This window comes from Pedobacter cryoconitis (assembly GCF_003259615.1).
Classification (GTDB): domain Bacteria; phylum Bacteroidota; class Bacteroidia; order Sphingobacteriales; family Sphingobacteriaceae; genus Pedobacter; species Pedobacter cryoconitis.
On record NZ_QLLR01000037.1, the window covers coordinates 1 to 16,925 of the forward strand.

The window sequence follows — 16,925 nt, forward strand, 5'->3', positions numbered from 1 at the left end:
AATATCCTCTCACTGCCATATCTAACCCGAGTTTCAGCAATTTCTTTCATCCGCATTCTAATCACCTGATCATCTCGACCTAGCTTTTTATAGTACCACATGGAACGACAGAATTTAGTGACCTCACAAGCCCGATGCACAGAAACTTTGTAATTGACCACTAAAGCTTCGGCCAGCCCCTTCAATTGGGCTGGCCTTAAAGCTTTTTTTTAAGTACATCCTGCAACATATGTTTGTCCAGACTTAAATCAGCGACCAGTTGTTTGAGTTTGGTATTCTCATCCTCTAACTGACGTAAACGTCTAAGTTCAGTTACCCCCAGACCGCCAAATTTCTTCTTCCAATTGTAAAAAGTAGCCTGATGAATTCCCATCTTCCGGCATACTTCCTCTACTGAGACTCCTGTCTCTGCCTGCTGCAGCGCAAAGGCAATCTGCGCTTCTGTAAACTTGCTTTTTTTCATAACAATTACTGTATGTTTAAATTACGTAATTGCCCTGATTTTTTCGACTTTTCAGCAGTCCGGTTTTTCGGGGGGAGGTCAACTTTAAAACAGGAAAATGAAAAAGTCAGTAATCAGTGAAAGCCAGATCGTGGCAGCAATCAAGGAACAAGAGTCCGGTAAGAAGGTGGCAGATATCTGCCGTGATTTGGGCATACACCAAGCCACATTCTATAACTGGAAGAAAAAGTATTCTGGAATGGATAATCAGGAACTCCGCCGTTTGAAGGAACTAGAGGAAGAAAATCGCAGGCTTAAGCATATGTATGCTGAATTGGCCCTGGATAATAAGATTCTGAAAGACGTTCTTTCAAAAAAGTTCTAAAGCCCTGCCAGCGTAAGAACATGGTTGCCTATGTGGTGGAACATCACCAGATTAGCATTAGCAGGGCTTGTCGTGTAGCTTCGCTACCTAAATCCATGTATGATTATAAATCCAGGAAGGATGATTCGGAAACGATTACAAAACTTCAGGAATTAGCGGGGATCTATCCAACCGAAGGTCAGGATTTATATTATGGAAGAATTCGAACGCAGGGATATCAATGGAATTACAAGCGTGTAAGACGCGTCTATTTACTTCTGGGGCTGAATCGTAGAAAGAAAGGACGTAAACGTTTACCGGAGCGTGTGAAAAATCCATTGCAGCGACCATCAGCTCCATTGGAGATGTGGTCCATCGACTTTATGAGTGATGTACTGACTAACGGTAGAAAATTCAGGACGTTAAATGTGATAGATGATTATAACCGGCAAGCCATTGCTATTGAAGTTGCCCATTCATTGCCTGCAATGCGGGTAACAGGACTATTAGACCGGATAATTCGAGAGCAAGGAAAGCCAAAAAGCATCCGGACTGACAACGGTCCCGAATTTATAAGTAAGGAATTTACTATGTGGTGTAAAGGGAATGAAATTGAAATCCGATATACTCAACCAGGTAGGCCAATGCAGAATGGATACATAGAACGTTTTAACAGAAGCTTTAGAGAAAGTATCCTCGATGCATATTTATTTGAGGATATCATGCAGGTACAAATACTAGCAGAAGAATGGGTGACAGATTATAATTCTAAGAGGCCCCATGAAGCCTTGGATGGTAAAACGCCTTTGCAATATAGAGCACAATGGAGCCTCAATATGGAGTCAGCCCCTACGGAGCTGACTCCATATTGAGGGATGAAAAATAATATATAAATTTGAATTCTCGCCTCCTAAACCGGTTCGAAAAAAGGGAGGGTTACAAACTGATACCTGAAATTTAATAACATTATAAGCTCAGTTATGAAAGTATTAATGATATTGATATTTCCTGATGAAAATTAAACTATTCTCTCCTTCAAAGATCATTTTTTATGTAATCGCTGTTTGTTTTTTTTATCTCGCAGTTCGCTACATCGGTAAACTGAAAGATATTAAAGACCTCATGATGCAAATGAGTCCTTTCTGGTTGCTATTAACTATAGGTGCACAGATCGGAACTTATTTGCTCAACGCTTTAATCATGGGAAACCTGATCAAGAAACAGCCTGGATCTACAGGGTTCTATGTACTCTTTAAAATGTCAATCGTTATCATGTTTGTGAATCAGGCGCTGCCCACAGGAGGATTGAGTGGCAATGGCTATCTTTTTAATCAATTGGTTAAACAAAATGTACCCAGGCAAATCGCCTTTACCGCATTGGTACTAGAAACGATAAGTTATTACGCGGCTATCATGCTGCTTTTATTGTTTTTCTATGGTTGGTATCTGTTATTTGAAACCCATTTCACTTCCGTAATCAACTATGTTGTTCTCCTTGGATTTATATTCTATACAACGCTTACTATCCTCGTACTTGTTTTGAGTAAAAGACGGACAATTTCCTTTGTGCTGAGAAAACTAGGCAAGTATGGCTGGATCAAAAGATATATCAAAAAAGCAGGGTTGCTTTCCCTGCGGAATGACAATGAAAGAATCTCTCAAATGCTTCGAAAAAACAAAAGAGCCATACTGAATGCTGTACTTTTGCAGCTGATGATCATATTTTGTGATGTCATCACTGTATTTGCACTGGTTAAGGGATTTCATATCGATATGTCTTTCGCCCTGATCACTTTAGCCCTTTTGTTATCATTAGTAATTGGGGCACTGCCCATATCCCCAGGTTCGCTTATCGTTTACGAAAGTGCCATGACCTATTTTTTCACCACCTTTGGCGCGCCCATACATGCAGCACTCATCATTACCCTGCTTTGTCGCTTTTTCACCTTTTGGGCACCTATACCCATTGGGATGTTCCTGTATAGAAACCTGGAAAGGGCCTTAAAATACGACCGAAACAAGGAATTATTGGTTAAGGGATAATAAAATATCTACTTGAGCCTCATATTTATTTCAAGCAAAATTTACATCACTAGAACCGCAGCTCCGTTAATATCGCCATTGCGCACAGCAGCCAATGCCTCATTGGCCTGTTGCAATGGAAACTGGCGGGTTTCTATTTTTATTTTAATTTTGTATGCAAGCTCAAAGAAATCATCCCCATCCTTCCGGGTTAGATTAGCAACAGAGCGGATTGTCCTTTCTTCCCAAAGCAGTTGATAGGCAAAAGATGGAATATCACTCATGTGTATCCCACCACAGATAACAGCGCAGCCTTTATCAATATCCTTTAATGCTTTAGGAACAAGCTGACCAACCGGAGCAAAAATAATAGCTCCTTCTAATAATACAGGCGGTGGATCGGTCGAATTACCTGCCCATACTGCCCCCGTCCTGGTTGCAAATGATTGTGCTTCCAGATCACCATCCCGTGTAAAGGCATAAATTTCTTTACCCTGTTGCTTTGCAATCTGCACCAATATATGTGCAGCTACACCAAAACCGTAAAACCCTATATGTTTAGCCTCTGGTCCAATCATTTGATAAGAGCGATAACCGATTAAACCGGCACAAAGCAATGGTGCAGATGAAGGATGACCATATTGAGGCCCAAGATGAAAGCAATATTTCTGGAATGCCACTGTATATTCGGCAAAGCCGCCGTCTATGGTATAACCCGTAAAAAGTGCATTTTCACATAGATTCTCCTGATTCTTAAGGCAATATTTACAATGCCCGCAAGTATAGCCCAACCATGGAACCCCAACCAGATCACCGGGTTTGAATGTGGTTACCTTACTGCCTACTTTTTTAACAGTTCCAATAATTTCGTGTCCCAGTATTAGTGGAAGTTTAGGATTAGCAAGTTCACTATCCATAATATGCAGGTCGGTGCGGCAAACCCCGCAGGCGATGATCTTAATTAGCACCTGTTCTTCATTAGCTACCGGCAATAGCATTGTTTTGCACACCAATGGCTGCCCTGCTATTTCCATCACCATAGCCTGCATCGTTTTCGGCAGTTGAGCTAACGAAGTGTTATGCTGCAAGGAGTTACTTTGGGTTCCGGCTGTATCTTCAACATTTTTGTCTTCCATCTTCATTAGGATTTTGTCGATGATTAAATAACCACAGACTTGGTCAGGAGGCAACGGATTACTTACTGTCCTTTCCTATAAATTTCAACTATTTAACCCCAATAGAAATGATAACCATCACCAAACCGGCTGACAGGCATCAACAAGGATAGGCGGCCGAATGGGTAGGTTTGATTTATGACACATATCATCCAAAAGACTGATAGCCATCAAGTTTATAACAACTTATTAGCAGAACCTTTGTATATATAATCTTATTATCATGACTACGACAATAGAAGACCGTGCCTTAAACACAGAATTACAGGAACTTTACCTGATTACAAAACAATGGTCATCGGATCTACAATTTATTCATAATGAATCTGATATTCTCAAAAAATTATATCAGAAACATATAGAATATGAAGTCAACAAGAAACACATTATCAAATTCAATTCAATAGAACAACAACTCTCCCGGTTAAAATTCAAGGTTATTCATTTGCAAAAAAGACTAGAGCCATTAACTTATGGTCCAATAAAGGAAATTAAATTGAGTTTAATTGAAGAGCATCAGGTTTTAAAACACGAGATGGAAGAAATACTGATGACTTTTCATGCAGCTAAAAATGAATTAATAGGTCACACCCTGCAAAAATGAGATCTGATTTCAACTTAAACTAATATTAGTCCTATGAAAACCAGTCAAGATTCTGATCATACAAAAACAATACTTGTACTCACAGATTTTACAAAAAGTGCTTTAAACGCAACAGATTATGCTTTATTTTTAGCGGTCCAGTTAAAAACAAACATGCTGTTATTTCACTCTTACTATATCTCGGGATCAGAATTTGAATCCTCTCAAATCGTAGATTATGAATTATTGGCCCAAATCAGTAAATTAAATCTGGAAAAAGAGATGAACCGATTAAATACTGTTATAAATGCAGATACCAAAAATTTCAAACCCAGAATTGATTATTTGAGTGAAGGTGGCGGTGTTGTGGAAAATGTGTGCAGCATTATAGATAAGAAAAAAGACATTCTCATGCTCGTCATGAGTGGATTTAAATCACACAGCAATGATGATGTTCTGTTCGGAACAGAAATCACCGAGGTAGTAAGTAAAGCCAGATGCCCAGCGGTTATTGTACCAGAAATTGAATGTCTCAGGTTGTAAATACAAAAACCAAACTTTTACCAATTGGGTAGTTAGGGACTTAAAAAGGTCAAATGTACTGATCGAAATAACACGAATCATTTACGCTCGAATAGCCATTTGAAGGGTTTTACTTTATTTTCCGGACGGAGACCATATTGTTTAATGCTTTTTTCAACAATCAAAGCAACTGCCTTCTCAATACTGTCTGTAACCGGAATTAAATGTGGATCATCCACACTAATAGTAGCATTGCTTTTCATAAACTCAATATGATCAATTAGCTCCTGGTGATATTGCTTTCCAAAAATGACAATCGGAAAATTCTTTATGGTATGGTTTTTTTTTAGATTCATTTATTTAAACATAACATAAAAACTGATGAGACACTGTTTGTTCCATTAAAATACCGGGAACTCATTTTCAGAAAAAACAAGTAGGGGAATATGAATGCTCCTGGAGAGGTTTTGCGTGTAACTGCTGCTAAATATGTTACCTGGAAAGTTATTTTTACGATGAACCATCGCAAATACATCAATAACTCCATTTCTGGCAATCCAGTTTAGACCCCGATTGATGTCTTTATCCTCAACATGGCGGTAATAGATTTTATGATAGTTAATCTTAGCTGTCACTTCCTTTAAAAAATTATCTATTTGAATTTGGTCAACTTTTACTCCGCTTATATGAACGATCAGAATTTCCGCATCAAAAGGACATGCAAAGCTGGCCAGTGACTGAATAAGTCCGATATCACCATCACTTAAATCACTTGCGAAAGCAATCTTGTTAACTGTTTCTGGAAACTCTTTAAAAGGGACCAGCAAAACCGGAAACCCTACCCTATTGTCTATCAAATTCTGACTATTACTACCCAGAAGAAATCTATTGATAGCCCCTGCACCAAACATTCCCATTACTACTAAGCTTATTTCCCTTTTTTTGATCACATCATTTACGACATTAGTTACGGAACCAGGGGCCACAATATAGTCAACAAGAGTAGTTGTACTATCGTTTTCTTCCTTTTCTGTTAAACTCAGGACTTGAAATTGAATTTGTTCAACTGCTGCATCGTAGGTACTAGAAAAATTATCAGGGGAATGTGAGGCTTTTGAGGCAACAGTTACTGTAGACGATACTTGAATCGCATGACACAAAACGAGATGTGCCTTCATTGCATTTGCCAGATATAGGGCATAACGAGCTGCAGTTTGTGATGGTGCAGAAAAATCGGTGGTCACTAATATTGTTTTCATCATTCTTTTTTAAGGTGTATATCTGAAAGCGCTGGTACGCTTCTTTTTAATGGCTGACGCTTGTTCATTGGATACATTGCAGCCTCCAGAGACTCATCGAGATGACGGATATCTTCATAAAAAACCGGAAGCCCATCTTTTATTTCACAGGTTAGATAGGGTACTCTTTGATGTCCGCCTCGCTCTGTATAGGCCTCTGCCCAACGCAAACGTTCCATATTGATTGCCACTTTTCTAGTTTCTGATTCAGGTGTTTCGTAACAATCACCCACATATTGACCTTTAATTAGCCGCATATAACTTTGTAAATGCACATAAGTTTTTGATTTGGGTTGCGCAGTTAATATTGCTTCTATGAAATTGATATCCCCACGCGCTTTTGTAAGTTTAACTACGGTGTTAAACTCAGTGGTTTTGGTTATTCCATCTAACCTTTTTGCTGAAAAGTCAGGATTAAACTTACCGTAATGAAGATGATTCATTAAGGTAATGATTGCATCAGTCAACAGCACATCAAAACGTACCTGCTCTGCAATATTTCCTGTATCGGGATTATTGATTATGGTACGTAAGTTGTCATATATCAACTCTCTTGGATGGTAATCAGCATAAGACAATCCATACTGGAGTACACAATCCAATAGCATCATTGCTTCCCAAGTCTGTTTGAGCTGCTCTTTATTTTTAGTCCACATAGGCTGAAAGCCATTTTGATCGTAATAACGTTTCACAGACTTAGGATAATAAAGTTTGGATTGTTTAATCTGGTTCTTCAAGTTCACAGAAAATTCCGTTGAGATGGAATTACCCTGGCCATAAGCGAAAGGCATACTAATTAAAATGGTCATCAAGGATAAGACGGCAGCTACAATTTTCATAATCAAATATTCTGATTATCTGTCAGTTCAAGAATGATCAGCATCACCGAAGCCGTTGATTTACATCCAACTTTTTAACTTTTATGACCTTGGTCAACAAATATGATGATTAGGATCATTTGGTTATGGGTTGCTGTCATGGCGAGCCCTTTCCACATCCTTTACCTTTATCAATATGTCATTAGTTATTCGCTTTAAAAACTTTCTGGATGAAACCGGAAATATAGCACGTTTCACAGCACGGTTCTTTTCGGTAGGGATAAAACCCAGATATGAGAATAAGGAGCTCTTTAACCAATGTTACATCATTGGCTATCGTTCATTACCCTTAGTTGGACTTACTGCTTTTATTATGGGACTCGTACTCACAATGCAATTAAGGCCTTCCCTGGTAGACTATGGGGTTGAATCGCAGCTGCCAGTTATGGTTGGTCTGGCAATTGTCAGGGAAATTGGTCCGGTGATTACAGCTTTAATTTTTGCCGGAAAGATTGGCAGTAGCATCGGTGCTGAACTAGGTTCGATGAAAGTAACCGAGCAAATAGACGCGATGACAGTTAGTGGTATAAAACCTTTTAAATATCTTGTTGCAACACGTGTTTTAGCCACCACATTAATGCTGCCACTACTCACTATTCTTGGAGATGCCATTTCCTTATTTGGAGCTTATCTGGGCGTGAATATCAGATCAGTAACTAGTTTTGATCTGTTCTTCCTGCAGGTTTTTAAAAGCCTGGATTTTAGTGATGTCTTGCCAGCTATTATTAAAACCTTATTCTTTGGTTTTGCAGTAGGCATTGTAGGTTGTTACAAAGGTTTTAATTCAACTAAGGGTACACAAGGAGTTGGAATCTCGGCTAATTCAGCGGTCGTTTTATCCTCTGTGATGATATTCATCATTGACCTACTAGCGGTGCAAATCACTGAATTAATGGGGCTTAATTAACAGATCATGGAAACGGAGATAAAAGAACCTGTAATTGTTATAAAAGATCTTGTTAAGGCTTTTGGAGACAAAAAGGTATTAGATGGATTTAATTTGACGGTAGAAAAAGGCAGCAATGTCGTCATCCTGGGGAAATCAGGCTCAGGTAAATCTGTCCTCATCAAATGCATTATTGGCTTATTACAATCTGATAGCGGAAGTATTCTCGTCTTTAAGGGAAACATATCTCAAATGAATGAAGATGAACTAGATCAGGCCAGGTCCAAAATCGGCTTTTTGTTTCAGAGCAATGCACTTTATGATTCAATGACAATCCGCGAAAATCTGGAATTCCCTCTACTCCGGCACTGGGTTGACATCACTAAAGAAGAAGTTGAAAGACTGGTTAATGAGGCACTCGAAAATGTAGATCTGCTGCACACCATGGATATGATGCCATCGGAGTTATCAGGAGGAATGCTTAAGCGTGTTGCCCTGGCCAGAACCATGATTCTACGTCCAGAAGTCATACTTTATGATGAGCCTACCACAGGTCTGGATCCGGTTACCTCAAGGGAAATAGAAAATCTGATCCTTAAACTCCAGAAGAAGAACCATAGCTCTTCCATCATCATCTCGCACGATATGAACTGTGTAAAAAATACGGCTGATTTAGTTGTACTCTTACTGGAAGGTAAATGTTATACCAAAGGAACGTATGAAGAATTGAAGCAATCGACAGATGAAAATATTAAACAATTTTTCGAATAAAATAGCATGAGAAATCCAAAAGCAAATAATATCAAACTTGGGGCATTTGTATTGTCAGCATTAGTGCTCATGATATTCGCTTTTTTTATCATTGGTAAAAACAACAACATATTTGGCAATGACTTTAGACTGAAGGTCCAGTTCTCTAATTTAAATGGTTTAACAAAAGGGAATAATGTGCTCTTCTCTGGCCTGCAAGCAGGAACGGTTAAAGAAGTTGAACTAATCAACGATAGTACTATCGAGGTTACAATGCAAATCAATAGCAAAGTAAAATCATTCATTCATAAAAATGCATTAGCAGCTGTTGGAACTGAAGGTCTCATGGGCAATAAAGTGGTTAATATTAGCCCGGTGAAAGGAATTAGTAAAAAGGTCGAAGAAGGTGATTTGCTCAAGGTAAAGAACACGGCCAACATGGATGAAATCATTGCAAAATTATCTAAGACGAATGACAATGTAGCCATTATTTCAGAAGTTCTAAAAGGAACAGTTTTGCGGATAGACAGCAGTGCAATTTTAAAATTAATTAACGACCAATCTATTGGTATTAATTTGAAGGCCTCCCTGAAAAATATTTACAAAACAACCAGCAATGCCAATGAAATGACCATAGGGCTAAACCATCTGGTTAATGACATCAAAAAAGGCAAAGGAACTGCTGGTCTTTTGTTGACTGATACCTCAATGGCCAGTACGTTGAAGGATGCGATTGTACAGATCAAAGCTGCCGGTGTCAATGCCAATCAAATGACCAACCAAATGAATACCATGGTAAAAGATTTAAATCATGAGCTAACCAATGGAAAAGGGCCTCTTAACAGACTGCTAAAGGATTCCTTAACGGCCAAAAACATAAGCCTTACAATAGAAAATCTTCAAAAGGGTACAGACGGTTTCAATCAGAACATGGAAGCTTTAAAACATAACTTTCTATTCAGGGGATATTTTAGAAAACTTGACAGCAAAAAGAAAGAAGAACAATCGGAATTACTGAAAAGTTCTCAAAAGAAATAACACCCTAGATTTCCCCATATCGATTATATTAAGAAAATCAGATCAAATGGAATTTCATAAAATCCTAATCGCAATTGACAGTCATCCAAGTTCGGAAATAGTTGCCCTGAGTGGTTTCCAGTTGGCTAAACAGCTCAACTCAGAAATAGCCTTGGTCAGTATTATAGATTCTGATGGTATAACAGATCAGGATCCTGCAACGACCAGGGAACTAGATGATATGATGGAGCACAATTTAAATCGCAGTCAGATCAATGTAATTGAAAAGATATTCAAAGACTTTCCAATTAAAAGCTTTGTGGAAAAAGGTACACCTTACAAAGTGATTGTTGAAACAGCCGAAAAATGGGGGGCTGATATCATAATTATGGGCACACATAGCAGAAAAGGATTACCTCATTTACTTCTTGGTAGTGTTGCTGAGGATGTAATCAGGCACTCAAAGAAAACCTTAATTGTAATTCCAGTGAGTAATTAACGGACTACTAAAGCCAAAAATTTTGATACTAGTAAAAAAAGAAGGGGTTATTTTAAGGAAAACTCCGCTGGACTTTGAAAGTCAAGCTGTGCTCAATCCCGCAGTAATTAAACAGGGAAATCTTGTCTGTATGTTTTACAGGGCGGTAAGTAAAAAGAATTATTCAACCATTGGCTTTTGTCAGCTGAACGGGCCGTTAGAAATTACAAAAAGACTCAATCTTCCAATTCTCACCCCGATGGGTGACACAGAATCCAGGGGAATCGAAGACCCGAGGATCGTAAAAATCGATGGATGCTACTATCTAACTTATACCGCTTTTGACGGATTCAATGCCATGGGCTCACTGGCAACATCTTTGGATTTAAAAACCTTTAAACGACATGGCATAATTGTACCTGTAATTTCGTTTCCTGAATTCAAATCCCTTGCACAGCATAAATGTAAACTCAATGAAAAATATTCCAGGTTTGCTCACGACAAGACCATTATCACCATGAATACAAGACTTCTTGTTTGGGATAAGGATCTCGTTTTTTTCCCCAGAAGAATAAATAATCAACTTTACTTTCTTCACCGCATCAAACCAGATATACAAATTGCCAGTGTAAATGAATTATCGGATCTGAATAAGTTGTTTTGGACGAACTACCTGTTAAACTTTAATCACAATATCCTTTTGACTCCAAAATATGATCATGAAATAAGTTATATCGGTGGAGGGTGTCCACCGATAGAAACAACAGAAGGCTGGTTGGTGATTTACCATGGAGTACATGATACGACAAAAGGATACGTATATTCTGCATGTGCAGCCCTGCTGGATCTTGAAAACCCAGAAAAAGAGATAGCACGTCTACCCTATCCATTATTTAAACCTGAAACAGCATGGGAATTATCTGGTGAGGTCGATAGTGTATGTTTTCCTTCTGGCACTGCAATCTTTGGAGATACACTTTATATCTATTATGGGGCAGCAGATGAACAAATAGCCTGTGCCTCTGTTAATTTAAGTGCACTCCTTGCAGAGCTCTCAACTTTTAGGATTACTATCCTTTAGTATGAGTGCTTTGTTAAATTGATAATTCATCTTTCGGATATAAAACCTTGCTATTTGATTGTTCCGATCATATTTTCGGGACGAACCCACTGATCAAACTGTTCATTGGTTACCAAGCCAAGGCCAACAGCAGCCTCCCTCAATGATTTATTATCCGCTAGTGCAGCCTTTGCAATTTTTGCGGAATTATCATATCCGATGTGTGGATTTAGCGCTGTCACGAGCATCAGTGAGGTTTCCAGGTGTTTTTTGATACCATCATAATTTGGCTCAATGCCAAGTGCGCAGTGTTCATTAAATGAATAGCAGGCATCCCCTATAAGCCGGGCAGACTGTAGAAAATTGGCGGCCATTACCGGTTTGAATACATTGAGCTGAAACTGCCCGTTTGACCCCGCAACGGTAATGGCAACATCGTTACCCATTACCTGAGCCGCAACCATGGTTACTGCTTCATTCTGAGTTGGATTGACTTTGCCTGGCATGATCGAGGAGCCCGGCTCATTCTCCGGCAAATGTATTTCACCTATACTGCATCTGGGTCCTGAAGCCAGCATGCGGATATTGTTGGCAATATGCATGAGTGAAACCGCGATCTGTTTTAATGCACCATGACTTTCCACTATGGCATCGTGGGCAGAAAGTGCCTCAAATTTATTATCCGCTGTTCGGAACGGGAGACCAGTAAATTCTGCAATATACTTTGCGACAACAATATCATACCCAACAGGGGTATTCATTCCGGTACCGACAGCAGTGCCACCAAGTGCGAGTTCTGAAAGATGATCTAGGGTATGATGTAAAGCTTTCAGTCCGTGGTCCAATTGAGAAACATAACCCGAAATTTCCTGACCGAGCGTTAAAGGGGTTGCATCCATCAGATGGGTACGCCCTATTTTAACTACATTCTTAAAGTTTTCTGATTTTAGCCTTAATGTATCTCTTAGTTTTTCAATACCGGGGATGGTTACATCCACCAATATCTTATAGGCGGCGATGTGCATGGCCGTTGGAAAGGTATCGTTAGAGGACTGCGATTTATTAACATCATCATTCGGATGAACATATAATTTACCTTTTCCCAGGTCATTCCCCTGTAGTACATGGATCCGATTGGAGATAACTTCATTTGCATTCATGTTCGACTGGGTTCCTGAACCGGTCTGCCAGATGACCAATGGAAATTCCCCGAAGAGCCTACCATCTATAATTTCATCACAGACCTTTGCAATCAGATCTCTTTTATCTGCTGACAGCACATTTAAGTCTTTATTAGCATAGGCTGCTGCTTTCTTGAGGAAACCAAAGGCTTCAATGATCTCTTCCGGCATAGACGCCTTTGGGCCAATCTTAAAGTTATTTCTTGAACGCTCTGTCTGAGCACCCCAATAACGGTTTAAAGGAACCTGAACATCGCCCATGCTATCGTGTTCAATTCTTTCTATTACAGACATATTCTTTTATTTAAGTATACCGTAAAGATGCCGAGGTTTTGCTTGGTGTACCATGACACCAATCAAGACGATTGGTGATTTTAATCAACGGACGAAATATATGCTAGAGGCAGGCTAAAGTAAAAAGATGATCCATTATTAATTTCACTCTCCACCCATACCTTACCATTATGTCTTTTGATGATTTCAGCCGATAAATAGAGTCCTAAGCCAAATCCAGGTATTGATTTAGTATCCAGGCGTTTTATCCGATAATAACGATCAAATAATTTCTCCTGATCCTGTAACTTTATGCCTATACCTTTATCTTTCACGCAAACTTGAGCCATTCCATTAAACTCTATTGAAGAGACCTCAATCAGCTTTTCATCATTTGAGTATTTAATCGCATTATTAAGAAAATTATTGAGCACCTGACCAATTTTATCTCGATCCGCTTTCAAGGACAATTCTGCCCCCTCAACAAAGGCGATCTGAATTCCTGAATTTATAAAACGTGATTCCTCGACAATTTCATTAATTAAAATGTTCATTTCAAAAGTCTCCAGTTCTAAATGAATTTGCCCCTCCTCTGAACCAGAAACGGTTAGAAAACCGTTTATCATGGTATTCATTTTTTTGACAGCTGCATTTACCCTTCCCAGTGAAGTGTTAATAAATGTATCTTCAACTTTTTTAACTTTTAAAGTGATTAATTGCATGTATGCCTGGATCGAAGTAAGCGGTGTCCTCAGATCATGGCTTACCATTGCAATAAAATCATTTTTTCTAAGTTCATCCTGTTTGTGTGCGGTAATGTCATTTAATACACCTGTAAAGTACTCCGGTTTTTTCTCATTGTTATAGGAAAGATTACCTAATATTCTAACCCAGTGTAACTGGTTATCATGAAAATTTCGAAAAGGAAATTCCAGATCACATTTATCACCACCGTTAAGACTAGCTTCAATAGCATTAATGAATTTATCCCTGTGTTCCTCCTCAATTCTTTCAACGACAGCCTCGTAGCTAAGTACCTGCTCTGAATAAAAGCCAAAAATTTCTTTAAAATGCACGGATGGTTGAAATGCCCGTGTTCCAACATGAATTGAAAAAGTACCCAATTCAGCAGAATCTATACTCATTCCAAGCATTTTATTATTGATATCCAATTCCAACTGGGTCTTCTTCAATTCAGTAATATCATTAAAAGTAATGATCGCACCACTATTCTTCTGATCAGATTGACGCACATAAGGCATGGTCATCACCTGGTACCATTTTCCATTATTGGTTTCAATCTCCTTGGTGATGACATTACCTTTACTCAACACATTTTTAACGTCTTCAATGAGGGTTTCAAACTTTATATTAGTGGTTATATGATTCAGTGGCCTCCCAATATCAGTTTCAAGTAAATTGATCTGTTTGACTGTACCAGGAGAAAATTTCATTAAAAGCAGGTCATTATTGATAAATAACTGCCCATTAACATTACTCCTGAAGTAATTATTCAGATCATCGTTAACTTCCAGTAGTTCCTTATTCTTCAACTGGTACTCGGAATTAATAGTATCCAATTCCTCATTTACGGACTGCATCTCTTCATTGGTACTCTGCATTTCTTCATTGGCAGAAATCATTTCTTCATTAAAGGACTGCATATTTTCATTGGAAGCATCCAGTTGCTCGTAAGCAGAGCTTAGTTTCTCTTTTATTTCTTTTAACTCCTGTTCCAGGTCAAGTGTATATTGATCCTGAAAAACATCCTCATCAAAACCCTGAATCTCTCTTTTCGAGCTTTTGGCCAGTTTGCCTGCTGTAAAAGTGACCATTAAAAGCTTTTGTTCCTTTCTTTTGCTAACCAGAGGACTAACCACTAGATTCACATGGACAAACGAATCTGCCATTTTAATTTTTATACCATTCAAACGGGCTATTTGATTTGTCTTTAACACACTATTACTTAGCATATTGAATACCATTGCCAATTTCTTTGGTAATAGTTTCTCCAAATTAGATGTAAAGTGTTTTGGAAGCAAATATTTGCTCGTGTCTCCATAAGACTTGATGACTTCTTTGTTTTCATCTACACATACCACCAGGTAATCCTGTTCATCAGCAAGGTTGGTATGCATCGTCTCGGCAAGCGACTGTAGCGGATCATTAGTCACCTGCTCGTTACTGGTATAAGTAGACTTATTTCTCACCTCTACGGAATCTGGCATTGAAAAAGCATCGAAACTCACGATTCTTTTTGACTTGATATTCCTAAATAATTTATATTGTTTATTTACGACTTCAAGGTTCTGGATAATTGACATCGGATTCTCACTTGATCCCAGAAATAAATAACCATCCATTTTAAGTCCAAAGAGTAACATGCTAAATATCTTTTTTTGCAATACCGGCGCCATATAAATGAGCAGATTACGACAACTGATAAAATGCATATTACAATATGGCGGATTTTTAACCAAATCGTGCTGTGCAAAAATTGCCATTTTACGAAGTTTTGGCTTAATTCTATAGTGATTACCTTCCTTTAAGAAATATTTCTTTAATCGCTCAGCTGACACGTCTTTAACAATATCATTTGGATACACACCCTTACCTGCATGAACTAATGCCGTACTATCAATATCGGTAGCAAATATTTTCACTATAATATGTTCCAGTTCACCTGTCAATTGTTCGGCAATAAGAATAGCTAGTGAATACACCTCTTCTCCTGTCGCGCAACCTGCTACCCAAATTTTGAGTTCTTCCTTTGGTTTAAGTTTTTTTAATATACCAGGTAGGATATTATGTCTTATATAATCAAAAGCTTCCTTGTCTCTAAAAAAAGACGTTACACTAATCAAAAAGTCTTTTGATAGTGCCTCGATTTCTTCCGGCGAGGACTTTAAAAATGCCAGGTATTTTGTCAGGCTGGTAAAATCGTGATAAGCTGCCCTCCTTTTGGTGCGCCTTAATATGGTAGAGGATTTATAATCTGAAAAATCAAGAGGAGACTGCTGTCTGATCAATTCAACTATAGCCTTAAGGCTTACCTCATCATTGTAACTCTCGGCTTGCAAAATTCCCTCGTGTTTTACGTAATCTTCTATTGCACCAGGCATTGCTGCGGGCTCCAATACAAAATCTACCATTCCCGTAGCAATGGCCTTGGATGGCATACTGGGAAAAGCAGAAGTTTCCGGATTTCGGGCCATTATCATTCCACCAGCATTTTTAATAGCAACAAGCCCTTCAGATCCATCGCTTCCTAAGCCAGAAAGAATAATACCGATTGCTTTTCTCCCACAATCTGCAGCTAAAGAATTAAAAAATATATTGATGGTCAGATGTGCCCCCTTTGCTTCCTCCTTATCTCTTAAATACAACCTGTTATTTTCAATGGTCATATATTTATCGTGCGGAATAAGGTAAACCTGATTACACTCGACGAGCTTACCGTCAGTAGCCTCTTCTACAACCAGCTTGCTATGTTTAGCAAGCACTTCAACCATTCTACTTTTAAAAGAAGCTGAAAGGTGTTGAACAATAATATAGGATACTCCATCTAAAGGCGTATGATCAAAGAAAGAATTGATTTCATCCAGGCCACCGGCGGACGCACCAATTGCAATAATATATTCAGGTTCATTCATAACCACATCAGGTTAAAAGACAATAATTTTTTCATGGTTCAAGGTGTTAATAAAGCTTATTCAAAAACTTAAGAGAAACAATGGACAGACAAAAGAAGAAAATGTTTCATAAAGATACAACCACTTAAAATTAGGGTTAATTTTTAAATTGGTTATGGGACAGGAGCTTTCTTGAACACGAGTAATTATTTTAGCCTGTATTTGCTTAGCCAGGCTGCAAGCGTAAACTGCCGCATGCTTTGCGGGATTAGAAAAATCAGTCAGTACCAATAGATTGTTCATTTCCTCTTCGTTGAAGTTATAAAGGTGACCAATAGAAATTACTATTTCCTTGCGCAGGAAC

Annotated in this window: 16 protein-coding genes and 1 pseudogene; 10 read left to right on the forward strand and 7 right to left on the reverse strand. The window is 38.5% G+C overall.

Features of this window, described 5'->3' with window-relative positions:
- Positions 1–463 (reverse strand): annotated as a pseudogene (locus LY11_RS26545) (transposase); the annotation flags it as partial.
- Positions 464–560: 97 nt separating this feature from the next.
- On the opposite strand from LY11_RS26545, the gene LY11_RS26965 reads away from it, so the two are divergent.
- The 3 genes from LY11_RS26965 to LY11_RS23425 all read left to right on the forward strand — a co-directional run bounded on the left by LY11_RS26965 (position 561) and on the right by LY11_RS23425 (position 2,849).
- The gene (locus LY11_RS26965) at positions 561–827 is read left to right on the forward strand and encodes a transposase (RefSeq protein ID WP_211321641.1); all 267 of its coding nucleotides are present in this window, start codon (positions 561–563) and stop codon (positions 825–827) included.
- A gap of 20 nt (positions 828–847) precedes the next feature.
- On the forward strand, positions 848–1,678 hold the full coding sequence (locus LY11_RS23420) for an IS3 family transposase (protein ID WP_211321642.1): 831 nt from the start codon (positions 848–850) through the stop codon (positions 1,676–1,678).
- Between the two features lie 139 nt (positions 1,679–1,817).
- Positions 1,818–2,849, forward strand: coding sequence for a lysylphosphatidylglycerol synthase transmembrane domain-containing protein (locus LY11_RS23425; protein ID WP_111636043.1), 1,032 nt, complete (start codon positions 1,818–1,820; stop codon positions 2,847–2,849).
- 41 nt (positions 2,850–2,890) lie between these two features.
- Here LY11_RS23425 and LY11_RS23430 read toward each other — a convergent pair whose 3' ends face one another.
- Positions 2,891–3,964: a zinc-dependent alcohol dehydrogenase family protein gene (locus tag LY11_RS23430; protein WP_245952869.1), complete on the reverse strand. Its 1,074-nt coding sequence runs from the start codon at positions 3,962–3,964 to the stop codon at positions 2,891–2,893.
- 262 nt (positions 3,965–4,226) lie between these two features.
- On the opposite strand from LY11_RS23430, the gene LY11_RS23435 reads away from it, so the two are divergent.
- Positions 4,227–4,607: a hypothetical protein gene (locus tag LY11_RS23435; RefSeq protein WP_111636045.1), complete on the forward strand. Its 381-nt coding sequence runs from the start codon at positions 4,227–4,229 to the stop codon at positions 4,605–4,607.
- Between the two features lie 33 nt (positions 4,608–4,640).
- Positions 4,641–5,129 carry a universal stress protein gene (locus tag LY11_RS23440; protein ID WP_111636046.1) on the forward strand — a complete coding sequence of 163 codons (489 nt, stop codon included), beginning with the start codon at positions 4,641–4,643 and terminating at the stop codon, positions 5,127–5,129.
- 77 nt (positions 5,130–5,206) lie between these two features.
- Here LY11_RS23440 and LY11_RS23445 read toward each other — a convergent pair whose 3' ends face one another.
- From LY11_RS23445 to LY11_RS26550, 3 genes are read right to left on the reverse strand one after another with little or no spacing between them, the layout of a single operon-like run.
- A complete protein-coding gene (locus LY11_RS23445) occupies positions 5,207–5,464 on the reverse strand; it encodes an LOG family protein (protein ID WP_111636047.1) in 258 nt (85 codons plus the stop codon).
- A gap of 45 nt (positions 5,465–5,509) precedes the next feature.
- Complete coding sequence (locus tag LY11_RS23450; protein WP_111636048.1) at positions 5,510–6,370, reverse strand: universal stress protein; 861 nt, start codon at positions 6,368–6,370, stop codon at positions 5,510–5,512.
- The gene (locus LY11_RS26550; protein ID WP_146610906.1) at positions 6,367–7,245 is read right to left on the reverse strand and encodes a L,D-transpeptidase scaffold domain-containing protein; all 879 of its coding nucleotides are present in this window, start codon (positions 7,243–7,245) and stop codon (positions 6,367–6,369) included. Before LY11_RS26550 ends, LY11_RS23450 begins: the two co-directional genes overlap by 4 nt.
- A gap of 175 nt (positions 7,246–7,420) precedes the next feature.
- On the opposite strand from LY11_RS26550, the gene LY11_RS23460 reads away from it, so the two are divergent.
- From LY11_RS23460 to LY11_RS23480, 5 genes are read left to right on the forward strand one after another with little or no spacing between them, the layout of a single operon-like run.
- Positions 7,421–8,191 (forward strand): MlaE family ABC transporter permease, encoded by a 771-nt coding sequence (locus tag LY11_RS23460; RefSeq protein ID WP_111636049.1) that lies wholly within the window; start codon positions 7,421–7,423, stop codon positions 8,189–8,191.
- Between the two features lie 6 nt (positions 8,192–8,197).
- Positions 8,198–8,941 (forward strand): ABC transporter ATP-binding protein, encoded by a 744-nt coding sequence (locus LY11_RS23465; RefSeq protein ID WP_111636050.1) that lies wholly within the window; start codon positions 8,198–8,200, stop codon positions 8,939–8,941.
- Between the two features lie 6 nt (positions 8,942–8,947).
- The gene (locus LY11_RS23470; RefSeq protein WP_170132763.1) at positions 8,948–9,958 is read left to right on the forward strand and encodes an MlaD family protein; all 1,011 of its coding nucleotides are present in this window, start codon (positions 8,948–8,950) and stop codon (positions 9,956–9,958) included.
- A gap of 46 nt (positions 9,959–10,004) precedes the next feature.
- A complete protein-coding gene (locus LY11_RS23475; protein WP_111636051.1) occupies positions 10,005–10,436 on the forward strand; it encodes a universal stress protein in 432 nt (143 codons plus the stop codon).
- A 22-nt stretch (positions 10,437–10,458) separates the two neighbouring features.
- Positions 10,459–11,496: a glycoside hydrolase family 130 protein gene (locus LY11_RS23480; protein WP_111636052.1), complete on the forward strand. Its 1,038-nt coding sequence runs from the start codon at positions 10,459–10,461 to the stop codon at positions 11,494–11,496.
- Between the two features lie 50 nt (positions 11,497–11,546).
- On the opposite strand, the gene fumC is transcribed toward LY11_RS23480, so the two are convergent.
- The gene (gene fumC / locus LY11_RS23485; RefSeq protein WP_111636053.1) at positions 11,547–12,950 is read right to left on the reverse strand and encodes a class II fumarate hydratase; all 1,404 of its coding nucleotides are present in this window, start codon (positions 12,948–12,950) and stop codon (positions 11,547–11,549) included.
- Between the two features lie 80 nt (positions 12,951–13,030).
- Positions 13,031–16,582 carry a chemotaxis protein CheB gene (locus LY11_RS23490; protein WP_111636054.1) on the reverse strand — a complete coding sequence of 1,184 codons (3,552 nt, stop codon included), beginning with the start codon at positions 16,580–16,582 and terminating at the stop codon, positions 13,031–13,033.
- Positions 16,583–16,925 lie beyond the last annotated feature (343 nt).